At 71.2% G+C, this 15,113-nt stretch carries 15 protein-coding genes; 3 read left to right on the top strand and 12 right to left on the bottom strand.

What is annotated here, in order from left to right; genetic code table 11:
• Nucleotides 1-235: 235 nt before the first annotated feature.
• A complete protein-coding gene (locus ACGFIR_RS20325) occupies nt 236-814 on the bottom strand; it encodes a TetR/AcrR family transcriptional regulator (RefSeq protein WP_392999037.1) in 579 nt (192 codons plus the stop codon).
• 93 nt (nt 815-907) lie between these two features.
• Between ACGFIR_RS20325 and ACGFIR_RS20320 the strand changes: the two genes are divergently transcribed.
• The gene (locus ACGFIR_RS20320; RefSeq protein WP_393146448.1) at nt 908-1,840 is read left to right on the top strand and encodes an SDR family oxidoreductase; all 933 of its coding nucleotides are present in this window, start codon (nt 908-910) and stop codon (nt 1,838-1,840) included.
• Nucleotides 1,841-1,911: 71 nt separating this feature from the next.
• On the opposite strand, the gene ACGFIR_RS20315 is transcribed toward ACGFIR_RS20320, so the two are convergent.
• The gene (locus ACGFIR_RS20315; RefSeq protein ID WP_393146446.1) at nt 1,912-2,865 is read right to left on the bottom strand and encodes a helix-turn-helix domain-containing protein; all 954 of its coding nucleotides are present in this window, start codon (nt 2,863-2,865) and stop codon (nt 1,912-1,914) included.
• Nucleotides 2,866-2,922: 57 nt separating this feature from the next.
• Between ACGFIR_RS20315 and ACGFIR_RS20310 the strand changes: the two genes are divergently transcribed.
• Nucleotides 2,923-4,107 (top strand): MFS transporter, encoded by a 1,185-nt coding sequence (locus ACGFIR_RS20310; RefSeq protein WP_393146444.1) that lies wholly within the window; start codon nt 2,923-2,925, stop codon nt 4,105-4,107.
• A gap of 54 nt (nt 4,108-4,161) precedes the next feature.
• Here the strand turns inward: ACGFIR_RS20310 and ACGFIR_RS20305 are convergent, their stop codons facing one another.
• Nucleotides 4,162-5,010 carry a 3-hydroxyacyl-CoA dehydrogenase family protein gene (locus ACGFIR_RS20305; protein ID WP_392999029.1) on the bottom strand — a complete coding sequence of 283 codons (849 nt, stop codon included), beginning with the start codon at nt 5,008-5,010 and terminating at the stop codon, nt 4,162-4,164.
• Nucleotides 5,011-5,161: 151 nt separating this feature from the next.
• Entirely contained in the window at nt 5,162-6,604 is a 1,443-nt protein-coding gene (murA, locus tag ACGFIR_RS20300; protein ID WP_392999027.1) for a UDP-N-acetylglucosamine 1-carboxyvinyltransferase, read from the bottom strand.
• Here murA and ACGFIR_RS20295 point away from each other — a divergent pair.
• Nucleotides 6,603-7,175 carry a cob(I)yrinic acid a,c-diamide adenosyltransferase gene (locus tag ACGFIR_RS20295; RefSeq protein ID WP_392999025.1) on the top strand — a complete coding sequence of 191 codons (573 nt, stop codon included), beginning with the start codon at nt 6,603-6,605 and terminating at the stop codon, nt 7,173-7,175. The two genes, murA and ACGFIR_RS20295, sit on opposite strands and share 2 nt — an antisense overlap.
• Before the next feature lie 248 nt (nt 7,176-7,423).
• On the opposite strand, the gene ACGFIR_RS20290 is transcribed toward ACGFIR_RS20295, so the two are convergent.
• From ACGFIR_RS20290 to ACGFIR_RS20255, 8 genes are all read right to left on the bottom strand, one after another.
• A complete protein-coding gene (locus ACGFIR_RS20290) occupies nt 7,424-7,879 on the bottom strand; it encodes a DUF2550 domain-containing protein (RefSeq protein ID WP_392999023.1) in 456 nt (151 codons plus the stop codon).
• A 12-nt stretch (nt 7,880-7,891) separates the two neighbouring features.
• Entirely contained in the window at nt 7,892-8,176 is a 285-nt protein-coding gene (locus tag ACGFIR_RS20285) for a F0F1 ATP synthase subunit epsilon (RefSeq protein WP_392999021.1), read from the bottom strand.
• Between the two features lie 89 nt (nt 8,177-8,265).
• A complete protein-coding gene (locus ACGFIR_RS20280; protein ID WP_392999019.1) occupies nt 8,266-9,408 on the bottom strand; it encodes an LCP family protein in 1,143 nt (380 codons plus the stop codon).
• Nucleotides 9,409-9,618: 210 nt separating this feature from the next.
• On the bottom strand, nt 9,619-11,055 hold the full coding sequence (atpD, locus tag ACGFIR_RS20275) for a F0F1 ATP synthase subunit beta (protein WP_392999017.1): 1,437 nt from the start codon (nt 11,053-11,055) through the stop codon (nt 9,619-9,621).
• Nucleotides 11,055-11,984 (bottom strand): F0F1 ATP synthase subunit gamma, encoded by a 930-nt coding sequence (locus ACGFIR_RS20270; protein ID WP_392999015.1) that lies wholly within the window; start codon nt 11,982-11,984, stop codon nt 11,055-11,057. The genes atpD and ACGFIR_RS20270 overlap by 1 nt, the downstream gene beginning before the upstream one ends.
• A gap of 10 nt (nt 11,985-11,994) precedes the next feature.
• Nucleotides 11,995-13,650 (bottom strand): F0F1 ATP synthase subunit alpha, encoded by a 1,656-nt coding sequence (gene atpA / locus ACGFIR_RS20265; RefSeq protein ID WP_392999013.1) that lies wholly within the window; start codon nt 13,648-13,650, stop codon nt 11,995-11,997.
• Nucleotides 13,651-13,740: 90 nt separating this feature from the next.
• The gene (locus ACGFIR_RS20260; RefSeq protein ID WP_392999011.1) at nt 13,741-14,562 is read right to left on the bottom strand and encodes a F0F1 ATP synthase subunit delta; all 822 of its coding nucleotides are present in this window, start codon (nt 14,560-14,562) and stop codon (nt 13,741-13,743) included.
• Complete coding sequence (locus ACGFIR_RS20255) at nt 14,562-15,092, bottom strand: F0F1 ATP synthase subunit B (RefSeq protein WP_088998661.1); 531 nt, start codon at nt 15,090-15,092, stop codon at nt 14,562-14,564. The genes ACGFIR_RS20260 and ACGFIR_RS20255 overlap by 1 nt, the downstream gene beginning before the upstream one ends.
• Between the last annotated feature and the right edge of the window lie 21 nt (nt 15,093-15,113).

The raw sequence follows: 15,113 nt of genomic DNA, 5'->3' as shown, positions 1-15,113 counted from the left end.
ACTAAATCCCACAAACTAGATCGGTTAGGTAGGGATATTAGCCAGGGGTCGGTTCCCCGGGATAGCCGTAGCCGATGTGACTGGCGCAACATCGCAGGTCAGAGGCTTGCCGGCCGGATCGGCGGCAGCTCCGACCGGGCAGTTAACTGATTCGAGGGTCAGCGATAGCGGGCCGTGTTCCCCGATGCCGGCCGCTCAGCGCGGCGGCGCGTCGCTCAGCGCGGCGGCGCGTCGCTCAGCGCGGCGGCGCGTCGCGTTCGAGAGTCGCCAGGAAGCTGTCGGCCGCGGCCTGGACGCGGTCGCGGTCGCCGGTGGCCAGCAGATCGAGCAGCAGCCCGCGGATCGTCGCGATCACCAGGGTGGCCCTGCGCGTCGCCGCCGCCACGTCGGCGTCCGACCCTTGTGCGTCGACCAGGGCGCTCATCCAGTCGGCCACGACGCGCTCGAGGAACTCCGCGAACTGTCGCGGCGCCTGCAGGGCGCGTCCGTAGACCGCGAAGAACAGCCTGAACTCCGCCGACTGCCGCGGATCGGAGGCGCGGGCCCAGACCGCGCGCGCGGCCGCAGCCAGGTCGGGCTGGTCGCCGACCGCATCGCTCGTGGCCGCGAAAGCGCGCTCCCGCAGCCGACCGAGGATGGCTTCGAGCATCTGCTCCTTGGTGCCGAAGTGATGCACCAGCGTGGTGGTCGACACCCCGAGGGCGCGGGCCACCGGCCGCCACGACAGCTCGGCGAACCCGTGCCGTATCGCGTAGTCCACTGCGGCGTCGAGCAGGTCGGCCCGCCGCTGGTGATTGACCGGCCGTCCCGTCATCGCCGCCTCGCGATCCCTCTCGTCTTGCGATTCCTAGAACGATCGTACTACGGTTGTTTCTAGCACGATCGTTCTAGGATCTGGGAGGTCCCCATGCACGTGTTCGTCACCGGTGCGTCGGGCTGGGTCGGCCGAGGGCTCGTCCCCGAGCTGATCGCCGCCGGCCACAAGGTCACCGGGCTGGCCCGTTCGGACGCGGCGGCTGAGTCCCTGCGGGCGATGGGAGCCGAGGCCCGTCCGGGATCGCTCGACGACCTCGACGACCTGCGCGACGCGGCCGCCGGCTCCGACGGCGTCGTCCACCTCGCGTTCAAGCACGACCTGTTCTTCGCCGGCGACTCCGCCGGCGCCACCGACGCCGATCGCGGGGCGGTCGAGGCCTTCGGCGAGGCCCTCGCCGGCACCGGCAAGCCGTTCGTCATGGCCTCCGGCATGCTCGGCGTACTCGGGCTGCCCTCCGGTGTCGTCGCCACCGAACGCGACGGGCTGGCCCCGGACGCCGGCAGCACGGGCCCGGTCAGCGGCGCCGGCGGCCGGATGGCGAACGCCCGCCGGGCCCTCGCCCTCGCCGAGCACGGGATCCGCTCCTCGATCGTGCGGCTCCCACCCGCCACCCACGGCAGGGGCGACAACGGCTTCACCGCCACCGCGATCGGCTTCGCCCGCCAGAAGGGCGCCGCCGCGTACGTCGGCGAGGGCGGCAACCGCTGGCCCGCCGTCCACCGCGACGACGCCGCGCGGCTGTTCCGCCTCGCGGTCGAGTCCGCGCCGGCCGGGTCCGTGCTGCACGCGGTCGACGACGAGGGCGTGCCGATCCGTACGGTCGCCGAGGTCCTCGCCGCGCGTCTGGCCGTCCCGGCGGTCTCCGTCAGCCCTGAGGAAGCTGGCGACTACGTCGGCTGGCTCGGCGATCTCTGGGCAGTCGACGGGCCCGCCTCGGCACAGATCACCCGCGACCTTCTCGGGTGGCGGCCTGCTGGCCCCGGACTGATCGCGGACCTCCAACAGGGCCACTACTTCACCTGAGCCCACCGAGTGGACCAGGCGCGACAGCCGCACGGGCGGCCCTTTCGCCACCGGTGGGCGGGCGGCCCGGCTCAGCCGCCGGCGACGAGCGCGACCCCGAGCGGCGTACGCCAGTAGAGCACCTCGCGCCCGGACCGCCGCTTGCCGACGGCGCCCGCGTCCAGCAGCACCCGCAGGTGGTCGCTCACCGTCCCGAGGGACAGCCCGGTCACCACCACGAGCTGCGAGGTGCTCAGCGGCGTGTCCAGCCTGGCCAGGATGTTGGCCCGGTTCGCGCCGATCAGCCTGGCGAGCCCGTCGGAGGCCGGTGACGTGGGATCGACCAGGACCCCCCGCACCGGATACACCATCCCGAACCGGACCGGCCTGTCCCAGACCACCCAGCCACGACGGCAGTGCGCCGGAAGGAAGACAAGTTGCTCGGCCTCGTCCAGCGACAGCGGCGGCTCCGGGTAGTCGTTGACCTGGAGACGGCCGTCGCCCAGCCAGCGCATGTTGCGGTTGAGGTCGGCGAACACCGCGGCCCAGCCGCCCGTGCTCAACGCGGCGGTGCGGGCCACGATGTCCGCCCGCAGCCGGCGTTCCCGCTTCGGCCACTCCGGCTCGACGGTGTGCGTCCAGACCCAGTCGAGCAGCTCCACCACCTGACCGGCGAGACCGTCCGCCCGCAACTCGGCGGAGAGCGGCTCCGGGCGGGTGGCGCGCAGGTCGGCCCGGATCCGCTCGTCGGACAGCCGCCCGACGGCCGCCAGCTCCGCCGCGAACGTCGGCTCCGGCCCGGCGGGCGCGACGGTGGGGAAGTCCGCGGTCCACCGGGGATGGAACGACGCGGGCAGCAGCGCCCGGATGACCGGTCGACCGGCCAGCATCCGTCGGAACGCCTCGACGTGCCGTGCTCGCCAGGCCCGCTGCCACGGGGTACGCGGGTCGTGCAGCGCGCGCAGCGCGGCGATCGTGTCGACCATCGGCGAGACCGTGAAGCGGCTGCGCGCGAGTAGATCCGACGGCACCTGCCAGACGCCCACGTTTCGCCTCCGGACGTAACTCTACGAGATCCGCCCGGTGCCCTCGACGATGGCGCCGTGAAGACGTACGCGGATCTGTTCGCGGTCCGGGAGTTCCGCAACCTGTTCCTGGCGAACTGCGCGGGGATCGCGGCGCACACGACGTCGGCGCTGGCGCTGGGCGCGCTGACCTACGCGTCGACCGGCTCGGCGCTGCTCACCGCGCTGAGCATGTTCGGCGCGCCACTCGCCGGCGTGCTCGGCAGCCTGACGTTGCTGTCGGCCGCGGACAGCCTGCCGCCCCGCCGGGCGCTGACCCTCGCCGCCCTGGTGGTCGCCGCCGGCACGGCGTTGCAGGCCGTGCCCGGCCTGCCGCTGTGGGCCCGGTTCGCGATCATCTTCGTCGGCGCGTACGTCGGCTCGATCACCGGCGGGGCCCGGTGGGCGCTGCTCACCGACATCCTGCCGACCGACGCCTACGTGCTGGGCAGGTCCACGATGAACACGAGCGTCGGCGCGATGCAGATCGCCGGGTTCGGACTGGCCGGCGTCGTGCTGGTCTGGCTGAACCCGTACGAGGTGTTCCTGCTCTCGACGGTGCTGCGGGTGGTGGCGGCGGCGGTCGGGTGGTTCGGGATCTCGGAGCGCCCGGCGCGGGCCACCGCCCGGATGACGGTCGGGCGCACCCTGCGGGTGAACCGGGAACTGTGGACGGATCCCGGTCGTCGCTCGCTCCTGCTCAACCTGTGGGTGCCGGGCGGACTGGTCGTCGGTTGCGAGGCGCTCTTCGTGCCGTACGCCGGGGATCGGGCCGGCTTCCTCTACGCCGCCGCGGCCCTCGGCATGCTGGCCGGCGACATCGGGGTGGGACGGTTCCTGCCGCCGGACTGGCGGGACCGGCTGGTCCCCGCCCTCCGGCTGCTGCTCGCCCTGCCGTACCTGGTCTTCGCGCTGTCGCCGGCGCTGCCGCTGGCCATGCTCGTCGCGGTCGTCGCCTCGGTGGGCTTCGCCGCCGGGCTGCCGTTGCAGGAGCGGCTGATCGCCCACTCGCCCACCGAGATCCGGGGCCAGGTGCTCGGCCTGCACCACAACGGAATGCTGGCCACGCAGGCGCTGTGTGCCGTGCTCGCCGGCACGGTCGCGGACCTGGTCCCGGCGAGCTGGGCCGTCGCGCTGCTCGCCGCGGCGTCGCTGGTGGCCACGCTCGTGCTCACCGCCGGGCTGCGACGGACCGCCCCCGCGCTGGCGGAGGCGGTCCGCTGAGCGGCCGGGGACGTCGCCCCGGCTGTGTCGACCGTGGCGCCGCCGACCCGCCCGTCAGTACGTGTAGAAGCCCTTGCCGCTCTTGCGGCCCAGGTCGCCCGCGGTGACCATGCGCTGGAGCAGCTCCGGCGGGAAGAACTTCTCGTCCGCCGTGTCGGTGTAGATGTTCTTCGAGGCGTGCAGCAGCACGTCCACGCCGGTCAGGTCCGTGGTGGCCAGCGGGCCCATGGCGTGGCCGAAGCCGAGGCGGCAGGCGGTGTCCAGGTCCTCGGCCGACACCACGCCCGACTCGACGAGCTTGACCGCCTCGACGACCAGGGCGGAGATCAGCCGGGTGGTGACGAAGCCCGCGATGTCGCGGTTGACCACCACGACGGTCTTGCCGATGCCCTCGGCGAACGCCTTCACCGTCGCCAGGGTCTCGTCGCTGGTCTTGTAGCCGCGTACCAGCTCGCAGAGCTTCATCATCGGCACCGGCGAGAAGAAGTGGGTGCCGACGACCGCCTCCGGGCGCTCGGTCACCGCGGCGATCTGCGTCACCGGGATGGCCGAGGTGTTGGTCGCGAGCACCGCGTCGGCCTTGCAGATCTTGTCGAGCGCGCGGAACACCTCGTGCTTGATCTCCAGCCGTTCGAAGACCGCCTCGACCACGATGTCCGCGTCGGCCGCCGCCTCCAGGTCGGTGGTCGGGGTGATCCGGGCGAGGGTCGCCTCGACCTCGGACGCCTCGATCTTCCCCTTCTCGGCGAACTTCGCCAGCGACTTCCGGATGCCGTCCACGCCCCGCCCGGTGGCCGCGTCGTCCAGGTCCCGCAGCGTCACCTGCCAGCCCGCCTGCGCCGCCACCTGGGCGATACCCGAGCCCATCAGCCCGGCCCCGACGACCGCGAGTCGACCCGCCATCTGCTTCTCCCTCGCCTGATTGAGTGTCTGCCAGCACCCTAGTCGGCGAGCCTGAACGGATGCTAAGGCGTGTCGGCGATGTGGCGGCCGCGTCCGGCCTGGCCCCGCGAGCGGGAGCGGGCCGCGCTGGCGCCTACCGACGCGGGCAGGCTCAGATGGTCAGGTCCGGCTCCTCCGGCGCGGTCCCCCGCTCCACCTCGACCCCGAGCGCGCGCAGGTCGGACGCGAAGTCCGGATAGCCCCGGTCCACGTGGTGCACGTGGGAGACCTCCGTGACCCCCTCGGCGCAGAGCCCGGCGATGATCAGCCCGGCCCCGGCCCGGATGTCGGTGGCGCGCACGGGCGCACCCGAGAGCACCTCCCGGCCGCGGACCACCGCGTGGTGGCCGTCGGTCTTGATGTCCGCGCCCAGCCGCATCATCTCGTTGGCGAACATGAACCGGCCGTCGAAGATGTTCTCGGTGATCAGGGAGGCCCCGTCGCTGACCGCGGCCAGCCCGATCGCCATCGGCAGCAGGTCGGTGGCGAACCCGGGGTACGGCAGCGTGACGACGTCCACCGCCTTCGGCCGGTCGTCCATCCGGATCCGGAACGCGTCGCCCCGGGTCTCCACCAGGCCACCGGCGGAGACCAGCTTGTCGAGCGCGACCTCCAGGAAGGCCGGCTCCACCCCGGTCACGGTGACGTCCCCTTGCGTCATCGCCGCGCCGAACGCCCAGGTGCCCGCCACGATCCGGTCCCCCACCGTGGCGTGCCGCACCGGCCGCAGCCCCGGCACCCCCTCGATGTGCAGGGTGGAGGTGCCGGCGCCGGAGATCCGGGCCCCCATCTGGTTCAGCATCGTGCAGATGTCGACGATCTCCGGCTCCCGCGCGGCGTTGTCGATGAGGCTCGGCCCCCGGGCCAGCACCGCCGCCATGACGAGGTTCTCCGTCGCCCCAACGCTGGGGAAGTCGAGCACGATCTCCGCGCCGTGCAGCCCGTGCGGCGCCGACGCGATGACGAACCCGTGCTCGCCGGAGATCTCGGCGCCCATCCGGGTCAGGCCGGAGACGTGCATGTCCAGGCCCCGCGAGCCGATGGCGTCCCCGCCCGGGTGGGCCACCCGCACGTAGCCCTGGCGGGCCAGCAGCGGGCCCAGCACGCAGATCGAGGCGCGCAGCCGGCGTACGAGGTCGTAGTCCGCCTCGGTGCCGGGCCGCTCGGGCACGTCGATGACGACCGACCGGGAGCGGGCCACCCCGTCGTACGCGACCATCGGGTCGACCGGCTCGTCGGCGTCGAAGTGGACGCCGCAGCCGAGCCGGCGGAGCACCTCGCCCATGATGGCGATGTCGGTGATCCGCGGCACATTGGTGATCACACTGCGGCCCGGGGCGAGCAGCGCGGCGGCCATCAGCTTCAGCGCCGAGTTCTTGGCGCCGACGACGTGCACCGTGCCGGCCAGGCGCGCGGCACCGCGCACCCGGATGACGTCGAGTTCGTCGACCGCCGGATCAGCGGCGTCGCCGGGCCCCACCCCGGCCGGTCGGACGGCGGCGCCGCCCGGGCGCTCCGGGATCGTCAGGTCCGCTATCCGTAGGCTGTGCGTCATGGCCGTCCACCTCACGCGCATCTACACAAGGGCCGGCGACGCCGGCATGACCAGGCTGAGCAACAACGAGCAGGTACCGAAGACCGATCCGCGCATCTCCGCGTACGCGGACGTCGACGAGTGCAACGCCGCGATCGGCGTGGCGCTCGCCCTGGGGCAGCTCGACGACGAGCTGCGGGCCGTCCTGGCGTCGATCCAGAACGACATGTTCGACGTGGGAGCCGACCTGTCCACGCCGGTCGAGCCCGATCCGGAGTACCCGCCGCTGCGGGTCACCGAGGCGTACGTCGAGCGCCTGGAGGGCTGGTGCGACGAGTACAACGCACGCCTGAGCAAGCTCGACTCCTTCATCCTCCCCGGCGGCACCGCGGGTGCGGCGCTGCTACACGTGGCGCGGACGGTCGCCCGGCGCGCCGAGCGGGCGGCGTGGGCCCTGGTCGCGCACGACCCGGATCGGACCAGCTCGCTCCCGGCAAAGTATCTCAACCGGCTCTCCGATTTGCTCTTTATCCTGTCAAGAACGGCAAATCCGGACGGAGATGTGCTATGGGTGCCGGGCGGCAAGCGCTGACCACCCACGGTTGACGGAACTGGTCGCGTCGCCACGCCGGCAGTCGATCCGACCTCTGCGGCGTGCGCGGCGCTCCAGTACACCGGCGGCAGCCCGTAGACCACTGACGGTGGAAGGTGCGGTGGGAGTGCGCCGGATCGCGGGCAGTGCGACGGCAGGGGTCTCCGGGCAGCCCGCCCGCGGAGGAACCAGGCCTGACCGCCCGGAGCGGGTGGGCTCCGGCGGAAACCCTCAAGGACGAGGGGACGTCAGGCGGCGGGCCAGTCCTGGGAGGCCAGACGCGGCGAGACCGCCCCCGGAGGGGCGGCCTCGAGCCAGGAGAGGAATCCGGTGACCGTGGAACGGGCCATGGCGATCTCCACCGGAGCGTGCCCGCTCGTACAGCGGAGGATGACCCAGTCGGCGGGCATCGAGAGGCGTTCCTGCCCCTCGGGGAGCCGCCGCCGCTCGACGGCGAGCGCCTTGCGGGAGAGCACCCGGGTGGGGCGGATGGCGAAGCTGACCAGCCGGTACCAGCGGAGTTCGTCGCCGACGAAGCGGCCGAAGCCGGGAGACCAGCCGCGGCCGTCGAGAATCGTGGAGGTCCGGACGGTGAGCCGGATGATGCCACCGCTACGGGTGACGACGGCCCGCCGCACGATGAGGATCAACAGCGCGCCGAGGATGACGGCGACGCCGATTCCGATCCCCTCGACGATCTCCATCGGCGCTTCGGCTCAGCGGCTCTGCGCGGCGGAGACCGGGGTGGCGCTCTCGGCCAGGACGGTGACGCCCTCGTCGGTCACCGACAGGAAGCCGCCGGCCACCTCGTAGGAGACCTGCTCGCCGCCGGGAAGCTTGATGCGCACCTGGCCGGGCTCGGCAAGCTGGCCGAGCAGGGGCGCGTGCCCCGCCAGCACACCCAGCTCGCCCTCGGTCGTACGGGCGACGACCATCTCGGCCTCGCCGGACCAGACCTTCTCCTCGACGGCTACGAGCTCGACGTGAAGCTGCTTTGCCACGCTGTCTCCTTGCTGCGGCGGCGGATTGTCGAAAGTCTAGTCGTGCCTCCGACCAGCCCCCAACGCGGGTGGCGAGACCTGCGCCACGGCTACTTCGACTTGTTCTGGAAGTCAGGATGCTCCACCAGGAACGCGTCGAGCTGCCCCTTGCTCAGTGCGGCGAAGAAGTCGTCCACGGCGGGCTCGAACTTCTCGCCCCGGTACTGGCCGTTCTCGATGACCGAGCCGCCCGGCAGTTTGATCATCTGGATCGTCTCCGGGCGGATGTCCTTCAGCGCCAGGCCGAAGTCGACCACGCCGTGGCCCCGGCCGCTGAAGATCAGCGACTCGCCGGCCGCGCGCAGCACCCGGTCCAGCTTGACCGGGTTGGTCACCACGTCGGCGCTCAGCGCCTGACCCGCCATGGCCTTGACGAACTGCTGCTGGTGCCGCTGCCGCCCGTAGTCGCCGTCGGGAACCCCGTTCTTCGGGTAGCGCTGGCGGACGTAGTCGAGCGCCTGCCAGCCGCTGAGGTGCTGGTTGCCCTTCTTGTAGACCGCCTGCGGGCCGACGTAGCCCTCGCCGTTCGGGTTCGGCTTGCGGTGCTTGCCGTCCGGCTCGCGGTGCTCGGAGCGCACCTCGCGCTCGATGTACATGTCGACGCCGCCCATCGCGTCGACGATCTTCTTGAAGCCGTTGAAGTTGATGATGGCGCCGGCGTCGAAGCGCGTGATGCCGGTGACGTTCTGCACCGTCGTCGCCAGCAGCTCGAAGCCGCGGGCCGCGTCCGGATTGGCGCCGGGCACCCGGCTGCCGTACGACATCGCCGCGTTGAGCCGGTCGGTGCCGCCGTTGAACTCCGCGCGGCTGAACTTGGGGATCTCCACGATGAGGTCACGCGGCATGGAGAAGAGGTAGGCGCGGTCCATCTCCGCCGGCACGTGCAGCACCATGACCGAGTCGGCCAGCGGCGGCATCTCCGGATTGCGCGGGTCGATGCCCACCAGCAGGATGTTGAGCGGGCCCTTGATGTCGCTCTTGCGCTCCTTGGCCCCGGCCGCCTGGTCGCCGAAGAGGTCGGCCTTGCCGACGGCGCCCTCGTAGCGGGCCATCAGCGCCTCGGCTCCGACCAGCACCGCGCCGCTGAGCAGCATCAGGACGGCACCGAAGACGGTGCAGACCCGGGCCCAGCGCGGCACACCCGACCACCTGGACGGCTTGGCGCCGCCCTTGTCGGCCTTACCCACGATCATCTCCGTTCGTCACGCCCACGATCAGGAGACGGGCGCATGCAGCCGGTTCGTTGCGATCGGCGCCCACGTGGTGCGTGGGCGGATCGACGTTACCTCGCGTACGGCATGATCGCCGAGTACGCCGATCGGGTCGGCGGCGATCAAGACATCCGAAGACGGGCAAAAGGCCGCCCCGGTAACCCGGGGCGGCCTTTCGTCAGGACCGACAGGTCAGCTCTTCATGAGCTCGGCTGCCTTGCGCTCCAGGTCCTCCAGACCACCGCACATGAAGAAGGCCTGCTCGGGGAAGTGGTCGTACTCACCCTCGCTGATCTTCTTGAAGGCCTCGATGGTCTCCTGGATCGGCACCGTCGAGCCCGGCACGCCGGTGAACTGCTCCGCCGCGTAGGTGTTCTGCGACAGGAAGCGCTCGATCCGCCGCGCGCGCTGCACGGTGATCTTGTCTTCCTCGGAGAGCTCCTCGATACCGAGGATGGCGATGATGTCCTGCAGGTCCTTGTACTTCTGCAGGATCCGCTTCACCTCGGTCGCCACCGCGAAGTGCTCGGCGCCGACGAACTCCGGGGCGAGGATCCGGGACGAGGACGCCAGCGGGTCCACGGCCGGGTAGATGCCCTTGTCGGAGATCGAACGCTCCAGGTTGGTGGTCGCGTCGAGGTGGGCGAACGTGGTGGCCGGAGCGGGGTCGGTGTAGTCGTCCGCCGGCACGTAGATCGCCTGCATCGAGGTGATGGCCTGGCCCCGGACGGAGGTGATCCGCTCCTGGAGCTCGCCCATCTCGTCGGCCAGGGTCGGCTGGTAGCCCACCGCGCTCGGCATCCGGCCGAGCAGGGTGGAGACCTCCGAACCGGCCTGGGTGAAGCGGAAGATGTTGTCGATGAAGAGCAGCACCTCCTGCTTCTTCACGTCGCGGAAGTACTCCGCCATCGTCAGCGCGGAGAGGGCGACCCGCAGGCGGGTGCCCGGCGGCTCGTCCATCTGGCCGTAGACCAGCGCGGTCTTGTCGATGACGCCCGACTCGGTCATCTCGGCGATGAGGTCGTTGCCCTCGCGGGTGCGCTCACCCACGCCGGCGAAGACCGAGGTACCACCGAAGTTCCGGGCCACACGGGTGATCATCTCCTGGATGAGCACCGTCTTGCCCACGCCGGCACCGCCGAACAGGCCGATCTTGCCGCCCTTGACGTACGGGGCGAGCAGGTCGATGACCTTGATGCCGGTCTCCAGCATCTCGGTCTTCGGCTCCAGGTCCGCGAAGGCCGGGGCCTTGCGGTGGATGCCCCAGTGGTCGTCGGGCTGGAGCGTCTCGCCCTCGGTGAGGTTGAGGCACTCGCCGATCGCGTTGAACACGTGGCCCTTGACCGTGTCGCCCACCGGAACGGTGATCGGCGAGCCGGAGTCGCGCACCTCGGTGCCGCGAACCAGGCCGTCGGTCGGCTGCATCGAGATGGCGCGGACCATGTTGTCGCCCAGGTGCTGGGCGACCTCGAGGGTCAGCGTCTTCTCGCCGCCCGAGAGCGTCACGTTGACGTGCAGGGCGTTGAACAGGGCCGGCATGACGTCGCGCGGGAACTCGGCGTCGACGACCGGGCCGATGACCCGGACCACGCGACCCGTGGCCGTCTTGGTCTCTACTGGGGCAGTCATCACACTTCACTTCCCGACGCGGCCAGCGCGTTCGCGCCGCCGACGATCTCGCTGATCTCCTGGGTGATCCCGGCCTGGCGGGCCGAGTTCATCTCACGCGTGTACTTCTCGATCATCTCTTCGGCGTTGTCGGTGGCGCTCTTCATCGCCCGCCGACGGGCCGCCGACTCGCTCGCCGCCGACTCCAGCAACGCCGCGTAGATCCGCGTGTTGATGTACTTCGGCAGCAGCGCGTCGAGCAGCGCCTCCGCGTCCGGCTCGAAGTCGTACGCCGGCAGTGCGCCCTCGGACCGGGGCCGGTCCTCCACCTGCATCGGGCCGATGACCTTGGTGACCGGGGTCTGGGTCATCAGGGAGTGGAACTCGGTGTAGACGATGTGCAGCTCGTCCACCCCGAGCACCCCGTCCGCCCCGGCGCCGCCGTCGACGTCGTCCGCACCGGCGGTGAACGCCTTGATCAGCGTCTCGCCCACCGCGCGGGCGTCGGCGAAGGTCGGCTGCTCCGAGAACCCGGTCCAGTTGGCCTCGATCGGCCGGTCGCGGAACCGGAAGAACCCGACGCCCTTGCGCCCGATGACGTAGAGCACCGGCTCCTTGCCGTCGGCCCGCAGCCGGGCGATCAGCGACTCGGCCATCTTGATGGCGTTGGAGCTGTAACCACCGGCCAGGCCGCGGTCGGAGGTGACCAGCAGGACGCCCGCCCGCCGCACCCGCGGACGCGGGGTGAGCAGCGGGTGGTCGATCTGCGCGTTGGACGCCAGCGCCGTGAGCACACCGGTGACAGCCTGGGCGTACGGCAGGGACGCCTCCACCCGGGCCTGGGCCTTGGCGATCCGGCTCGTCGCCACGAGCTCCATCGCCTTGGTGATCTTCTTCATCCCCTTCGCCGAGCGGATCCGTTGACGAAGAACGCGTACCTGGGCCGCCATGAATCAGCCCTTACTGGTTCTCGGCCGGGCCGGCGCTGGCGCCGTCACGGAAGCGGGTCACCGTCTCGCGGCTCTCCTCGCCCTCCAGCGGCGCGGCCGGGGCCTCGTTGATCCGCCGCTCGTCCTCCTTGCCGAGGAAGACCTGCTTGAAGTCGGCGATGGCGGCGTCGAGCGAGCCGATGATGTCGTCGTTCCACTGGTGGTCGGCGATGCTGGCCAGCACACCCTCGTGCTTGTGACGCAGGTACTGGAGGAACTCCGACTCGAAGCGGCGGATCTCCCCGACCGGGACGTCGTCCAGCTTGCCCTCGGTGCCGGCCCAGACCGAGACGACCTGCTCCTGCACCGGGTACGGCGAGTAGTTCGGCTGCTTGAGCAGCTCGACCAGGCGCGAACCGCGGTCCAGCTGGGCGCGGGAGGCCTTGTCCAGGTCGGAGGCGAAGGCGGCGAACGCCTCCAGCTCGCGGTACTGGGCCAGGTTGAGCCGCAGCGAACCGGCGACCTTCTTCATCGGCTTCACCTGCGCCGCGCCACCGACCCGGGAGACCGAGGTGCCGACGTTGATGGCCGGCCGGACGCCCTGGTTGAACAGGTCGGTCTCGAGGAAGATCTGGCCGTCGGTGATGGAGATGACGTTGGTCGGGATGAAGGCCGAGATGTCGTTGGCCTTCGTCTCGATGATCGGCAGGCCGGTCATCGAGCCGCCGCCCATCTCGTCGGAGAGCTTCGCGCAGCGCTCCAGCAGGCGGGAGTGCAGGTAGAAGACGTCACCCGGGTACGCCTCGCGGCCCGGCGGGCGACGCAGCAGCAGGGACACGGCGCGGTACGCCTCGGCCTGCTTGCTCAGGTCGTCGAAGACGATCAGGACGTGCTTGCCGCCGTACATCCAGTGCTGTCCGATGGACGAGCCGGTGTAGGGGGCGAGGTACTTGAAGCCCGCCGGGTCGGAGGCCGGGGAGGCGACGATGGTGGTGTACTCCATCGCGCCCGCCTCCTCCAGGATGCCCTTGATCGAGGCGATCGTGGAGGCCTTCTGGCCGATGGCGACGTAGATGCAGCGGACCTGCTTCTTCGGGTCGCCGGAGCGCCAGTTGTCCCGCTGGTTGAGGATGGTGTCCAGCGCGACGGTGGTCTTGCCGGTCTTCCGGTCGCCGATGATCAGCTGACGCTGGCCGCGGCCGATCGGGGTCATGGCGTCGACGGCCTTGATACCGGTCTGCAGCGGCTCGTCGACGGACTGCCGGGCCATCACGTTCGGGGCCTGGAGCTCCAGCTCGCGGAAGCCCTCGTTGGCGATGTCGCCGAGCCCGTCGATCGGCTGGCCGAGCGCGTTGACCACGCGGCCGAGGAAGGCGTCGCCGACCGGCACGGAGAGCACCCGGCCGGTGCGCTTGACGCGCTGGCCCTCTTCGAGCTTGGCGGAGTCACCGAGAACGACGACACCGATCTCCCGGACGTCGAGGTTCAGCGCCACACCCAGGGTGCCGTCCTCGAACTCCAGGAGCTCGTTGGTCATGGTCGAGGGGAGACCCTCGACGTGGGCGATGCCGTCGCCGGTGTCGGCGACGGTACCGACCTCCTCGCGGGAGAGTTCGGACGAGTAGGAGGAGACGTAGCGCTCCAGGGCGCCGCGGATCTCCTCCGTCGAGATGGTCAGCTCGGCCATCCTCTGCTTCCTTAAGTATCAGGGGCCCGGGATACCTAGTACCGACCGGTCCGAATGGCGTCTATCAGGGCGCTGGGCGGCGGTGCCGCCTCAGCGCTTCGCGAGCGCGTTACGGCTCTCGTTGAGGCGGCGCAGAACGGTGCCGTCGTACAGGTCGGAGCCGACCCGTACGCTCACGCCACCGAGAACCGAGGGGTCCACCGTCTGCTTGACGGAAACCTCTCGACCGTATATCGCGGAGAGGCTGGCACCCAACCGGCGCTCGTCCTCTTCACTCAACGGGGCCGCGGCGGTCACGTACGCCACCTGCCGGTCCCGCCGGTCGGCGGCGAGCTCGACCAGCCGGGTGAGCGCCCCGTTGAAGGAGCGTCCCCCGAACCCGCTCAACGCCACCTCGACGAGGCTGACGGTGACCGGGCGGGCCTTTCCGGCGAGCAGTTCGCGGACCAGGCCGGCCCGCTGCCCGATCGGGGCGATCGGGTCGGCCAGCGCGTTGGAGAGCGCGGGCTGACCGGCGACCACCTGACCGAAGCGGAACAGCTCGTCCTCGACCTCACCGAGGTCGCCGGCGGAGTCGGCGCTGGCCAGCAGCGCCTCCACGCCGATCCGCTCGGCGCCGTCGAGCAGCTCCGACGGCACCGACCAGCGGCCGGACACCAGCGCGGTGACCAGGTCCAGCGCCTCGGCGCCGACCTTGCCACGCAGCAGCTCACCGAGCAGGGCCGCGCGGTCCGCGCCCGAGCGGGCCGGGTCGGAGAGCGCCCGGCGCAGCCGCGGCTCGCGCCGCAGCAGGTCGGCGACGGAGAGGATGTCGGCGGCGGTGGTGGCCACCGCCGACGGCTCCGCGCCGCGGACGTACGCGTCGAGGCGCTCGGCCGCGACCTTGTACGACTCCCGGCTGGCGGCCTGCATCAGCGGGCCCCCGCGCTCTCGAGGTTGCTCAGGAACCGGTCGACGGTGCCCTTGCGACGCGCCTCGTCGGCGAGGGACTCCCCGACGATCTTGCTGGCCAGGTCGACCGCGATCGTGCCGACCTCCGTACGCAGCTCGCGCACGATGGTGGCCCGCTCGGCGGCGAGCTGCTCCTTGCCGGCCGCGATGATCCGGTCGGACTCCTCCCGCGCCTTGGCGAGGATGTCCTGGCGGATGCCCTCGGCGTCGGCCCGGGCGTCGTCCCGGATCCGGGCCGCCTCGGTACGCACCTCGGCGAGCTGGGCGCGGTACTGCTCAAGCACCTGGTTCGCCTCGGCCTGGGCGGCCTCGGCCCGCTTGAGCCCACCCTCGATCGCGTCGACCCGCGCCTGGTACATCGCCTCCATGCGGGGCATGACGAACTTCAGCAGGACGAAGCAGAGCAGGGCGAAGGCGATGGTCCCGACGACCATCTCCTGCCAGATGGGCAGGATCGGGTTGTGCTCCACACCTTCTGCGGCGATGAACATGTCAGACCTCCGGGTCGGGAG

The organism is Micromonospora sp. NPDC049051 (genome assembly GCF_043197575.1).
In the GTDB taxonomy this organism is placed as follows: Bacteria; Actinomycetota; Actinomycetes; order Mycobacteriales; family Micromonosporaceae; genus Micromonospora.
Note: the sequence above shows the minus strand (reverse complement) of the source record. Positions and strands in the feature narration are given on the sequence as shown.

Bases quoted from the DNA above. Each gene is read 5' to 3' on its own strand.
- ACGFIR_RS20325 (WP_392999037.1), bottom strand. From the start codon at position 814: ATGACGGGACGGCCGGTCAATCACCAGCGGCGGGCCGACCTGCTCGAC.
- ACGFIR_RS20320 (WP_393146448.1), top strand. From the start codon at position 908: ATGCACGTGTTCGTCACCGGTGCGTCGGGCTGGGTCGGCCGAGGGCTC.
- ACGFIR_RS20305 (WP_392999029.1), bottom strand. From the start codon at position 5,010: ATGGCGGGTCGACTCGCGGTCGTCGGGGCCGGGCTGATGGGCTCGGGT.
- ACGFIR_RS20295 (WP_392999025.1), top strand. From the start codon at position 6,603: ATGGCCGTCCACCTCACGCGCATCTACACAAGGGCCGGCGACGCCGGC.
- murA (WP_392999027.1), bottom strand. From the start codon at position 6,604: ATGACGCACAGCCTACGGATAGCGGACCTGACGATCCCGGAGCGCCCG.
- ACGFIR_RS20290 (WP_392999023.1), bottom strand. From the start codon at position 7,879: ATGGAGATCGTCGAGGGGATCGGAATCGGCGTCGCCGTCATCCTCGGC.
- ACGFIR_RS20280 (WP_392999019.1), bottom strand. From the start codon at position 9,408: ATGATCGTGGGTAAGGCCGACAAGGGCGGCGCCAAGCCGTCCAGGTGG.
- atpD (WP_392999017.1), bottom strand. From the start codon at position 11,055: ATGACTGCCCCAGTAGAGACCAAGACGGCCACGGGTCGCGTGGTCCGG.
- ACGFIR_RS20270 (WP_392999015.1), bottom strand. From the start codon at position 11,984: ATGGCGGCCCAGGTACGCGTTCTTCGTCAACGGATCCGCTCGGCGAAG.
- atpA (WP_392999013.1), bottom strand. From the start codon at position 13,650: ATGGCCGAGCTGACCATCTCGACGGAGGAGATCCGCGGCGCCCTGGAG.
- ACGFIR_RS20260 (WP_392999011.1), bottom strand. From the start codon at position 14,562: ATGCAGGCCGCCAGCCGGGAGTCGTACAAGGTCGCGGCCGAGCGCCTC.
- ACGFIR_RS20255 (WP_088998661.1), bottom strand. From the start codon at position 15,092: ATGTTCATCGCCGCAGAAGGTGTGGAGCACAACCCGATCCTGCCCATC.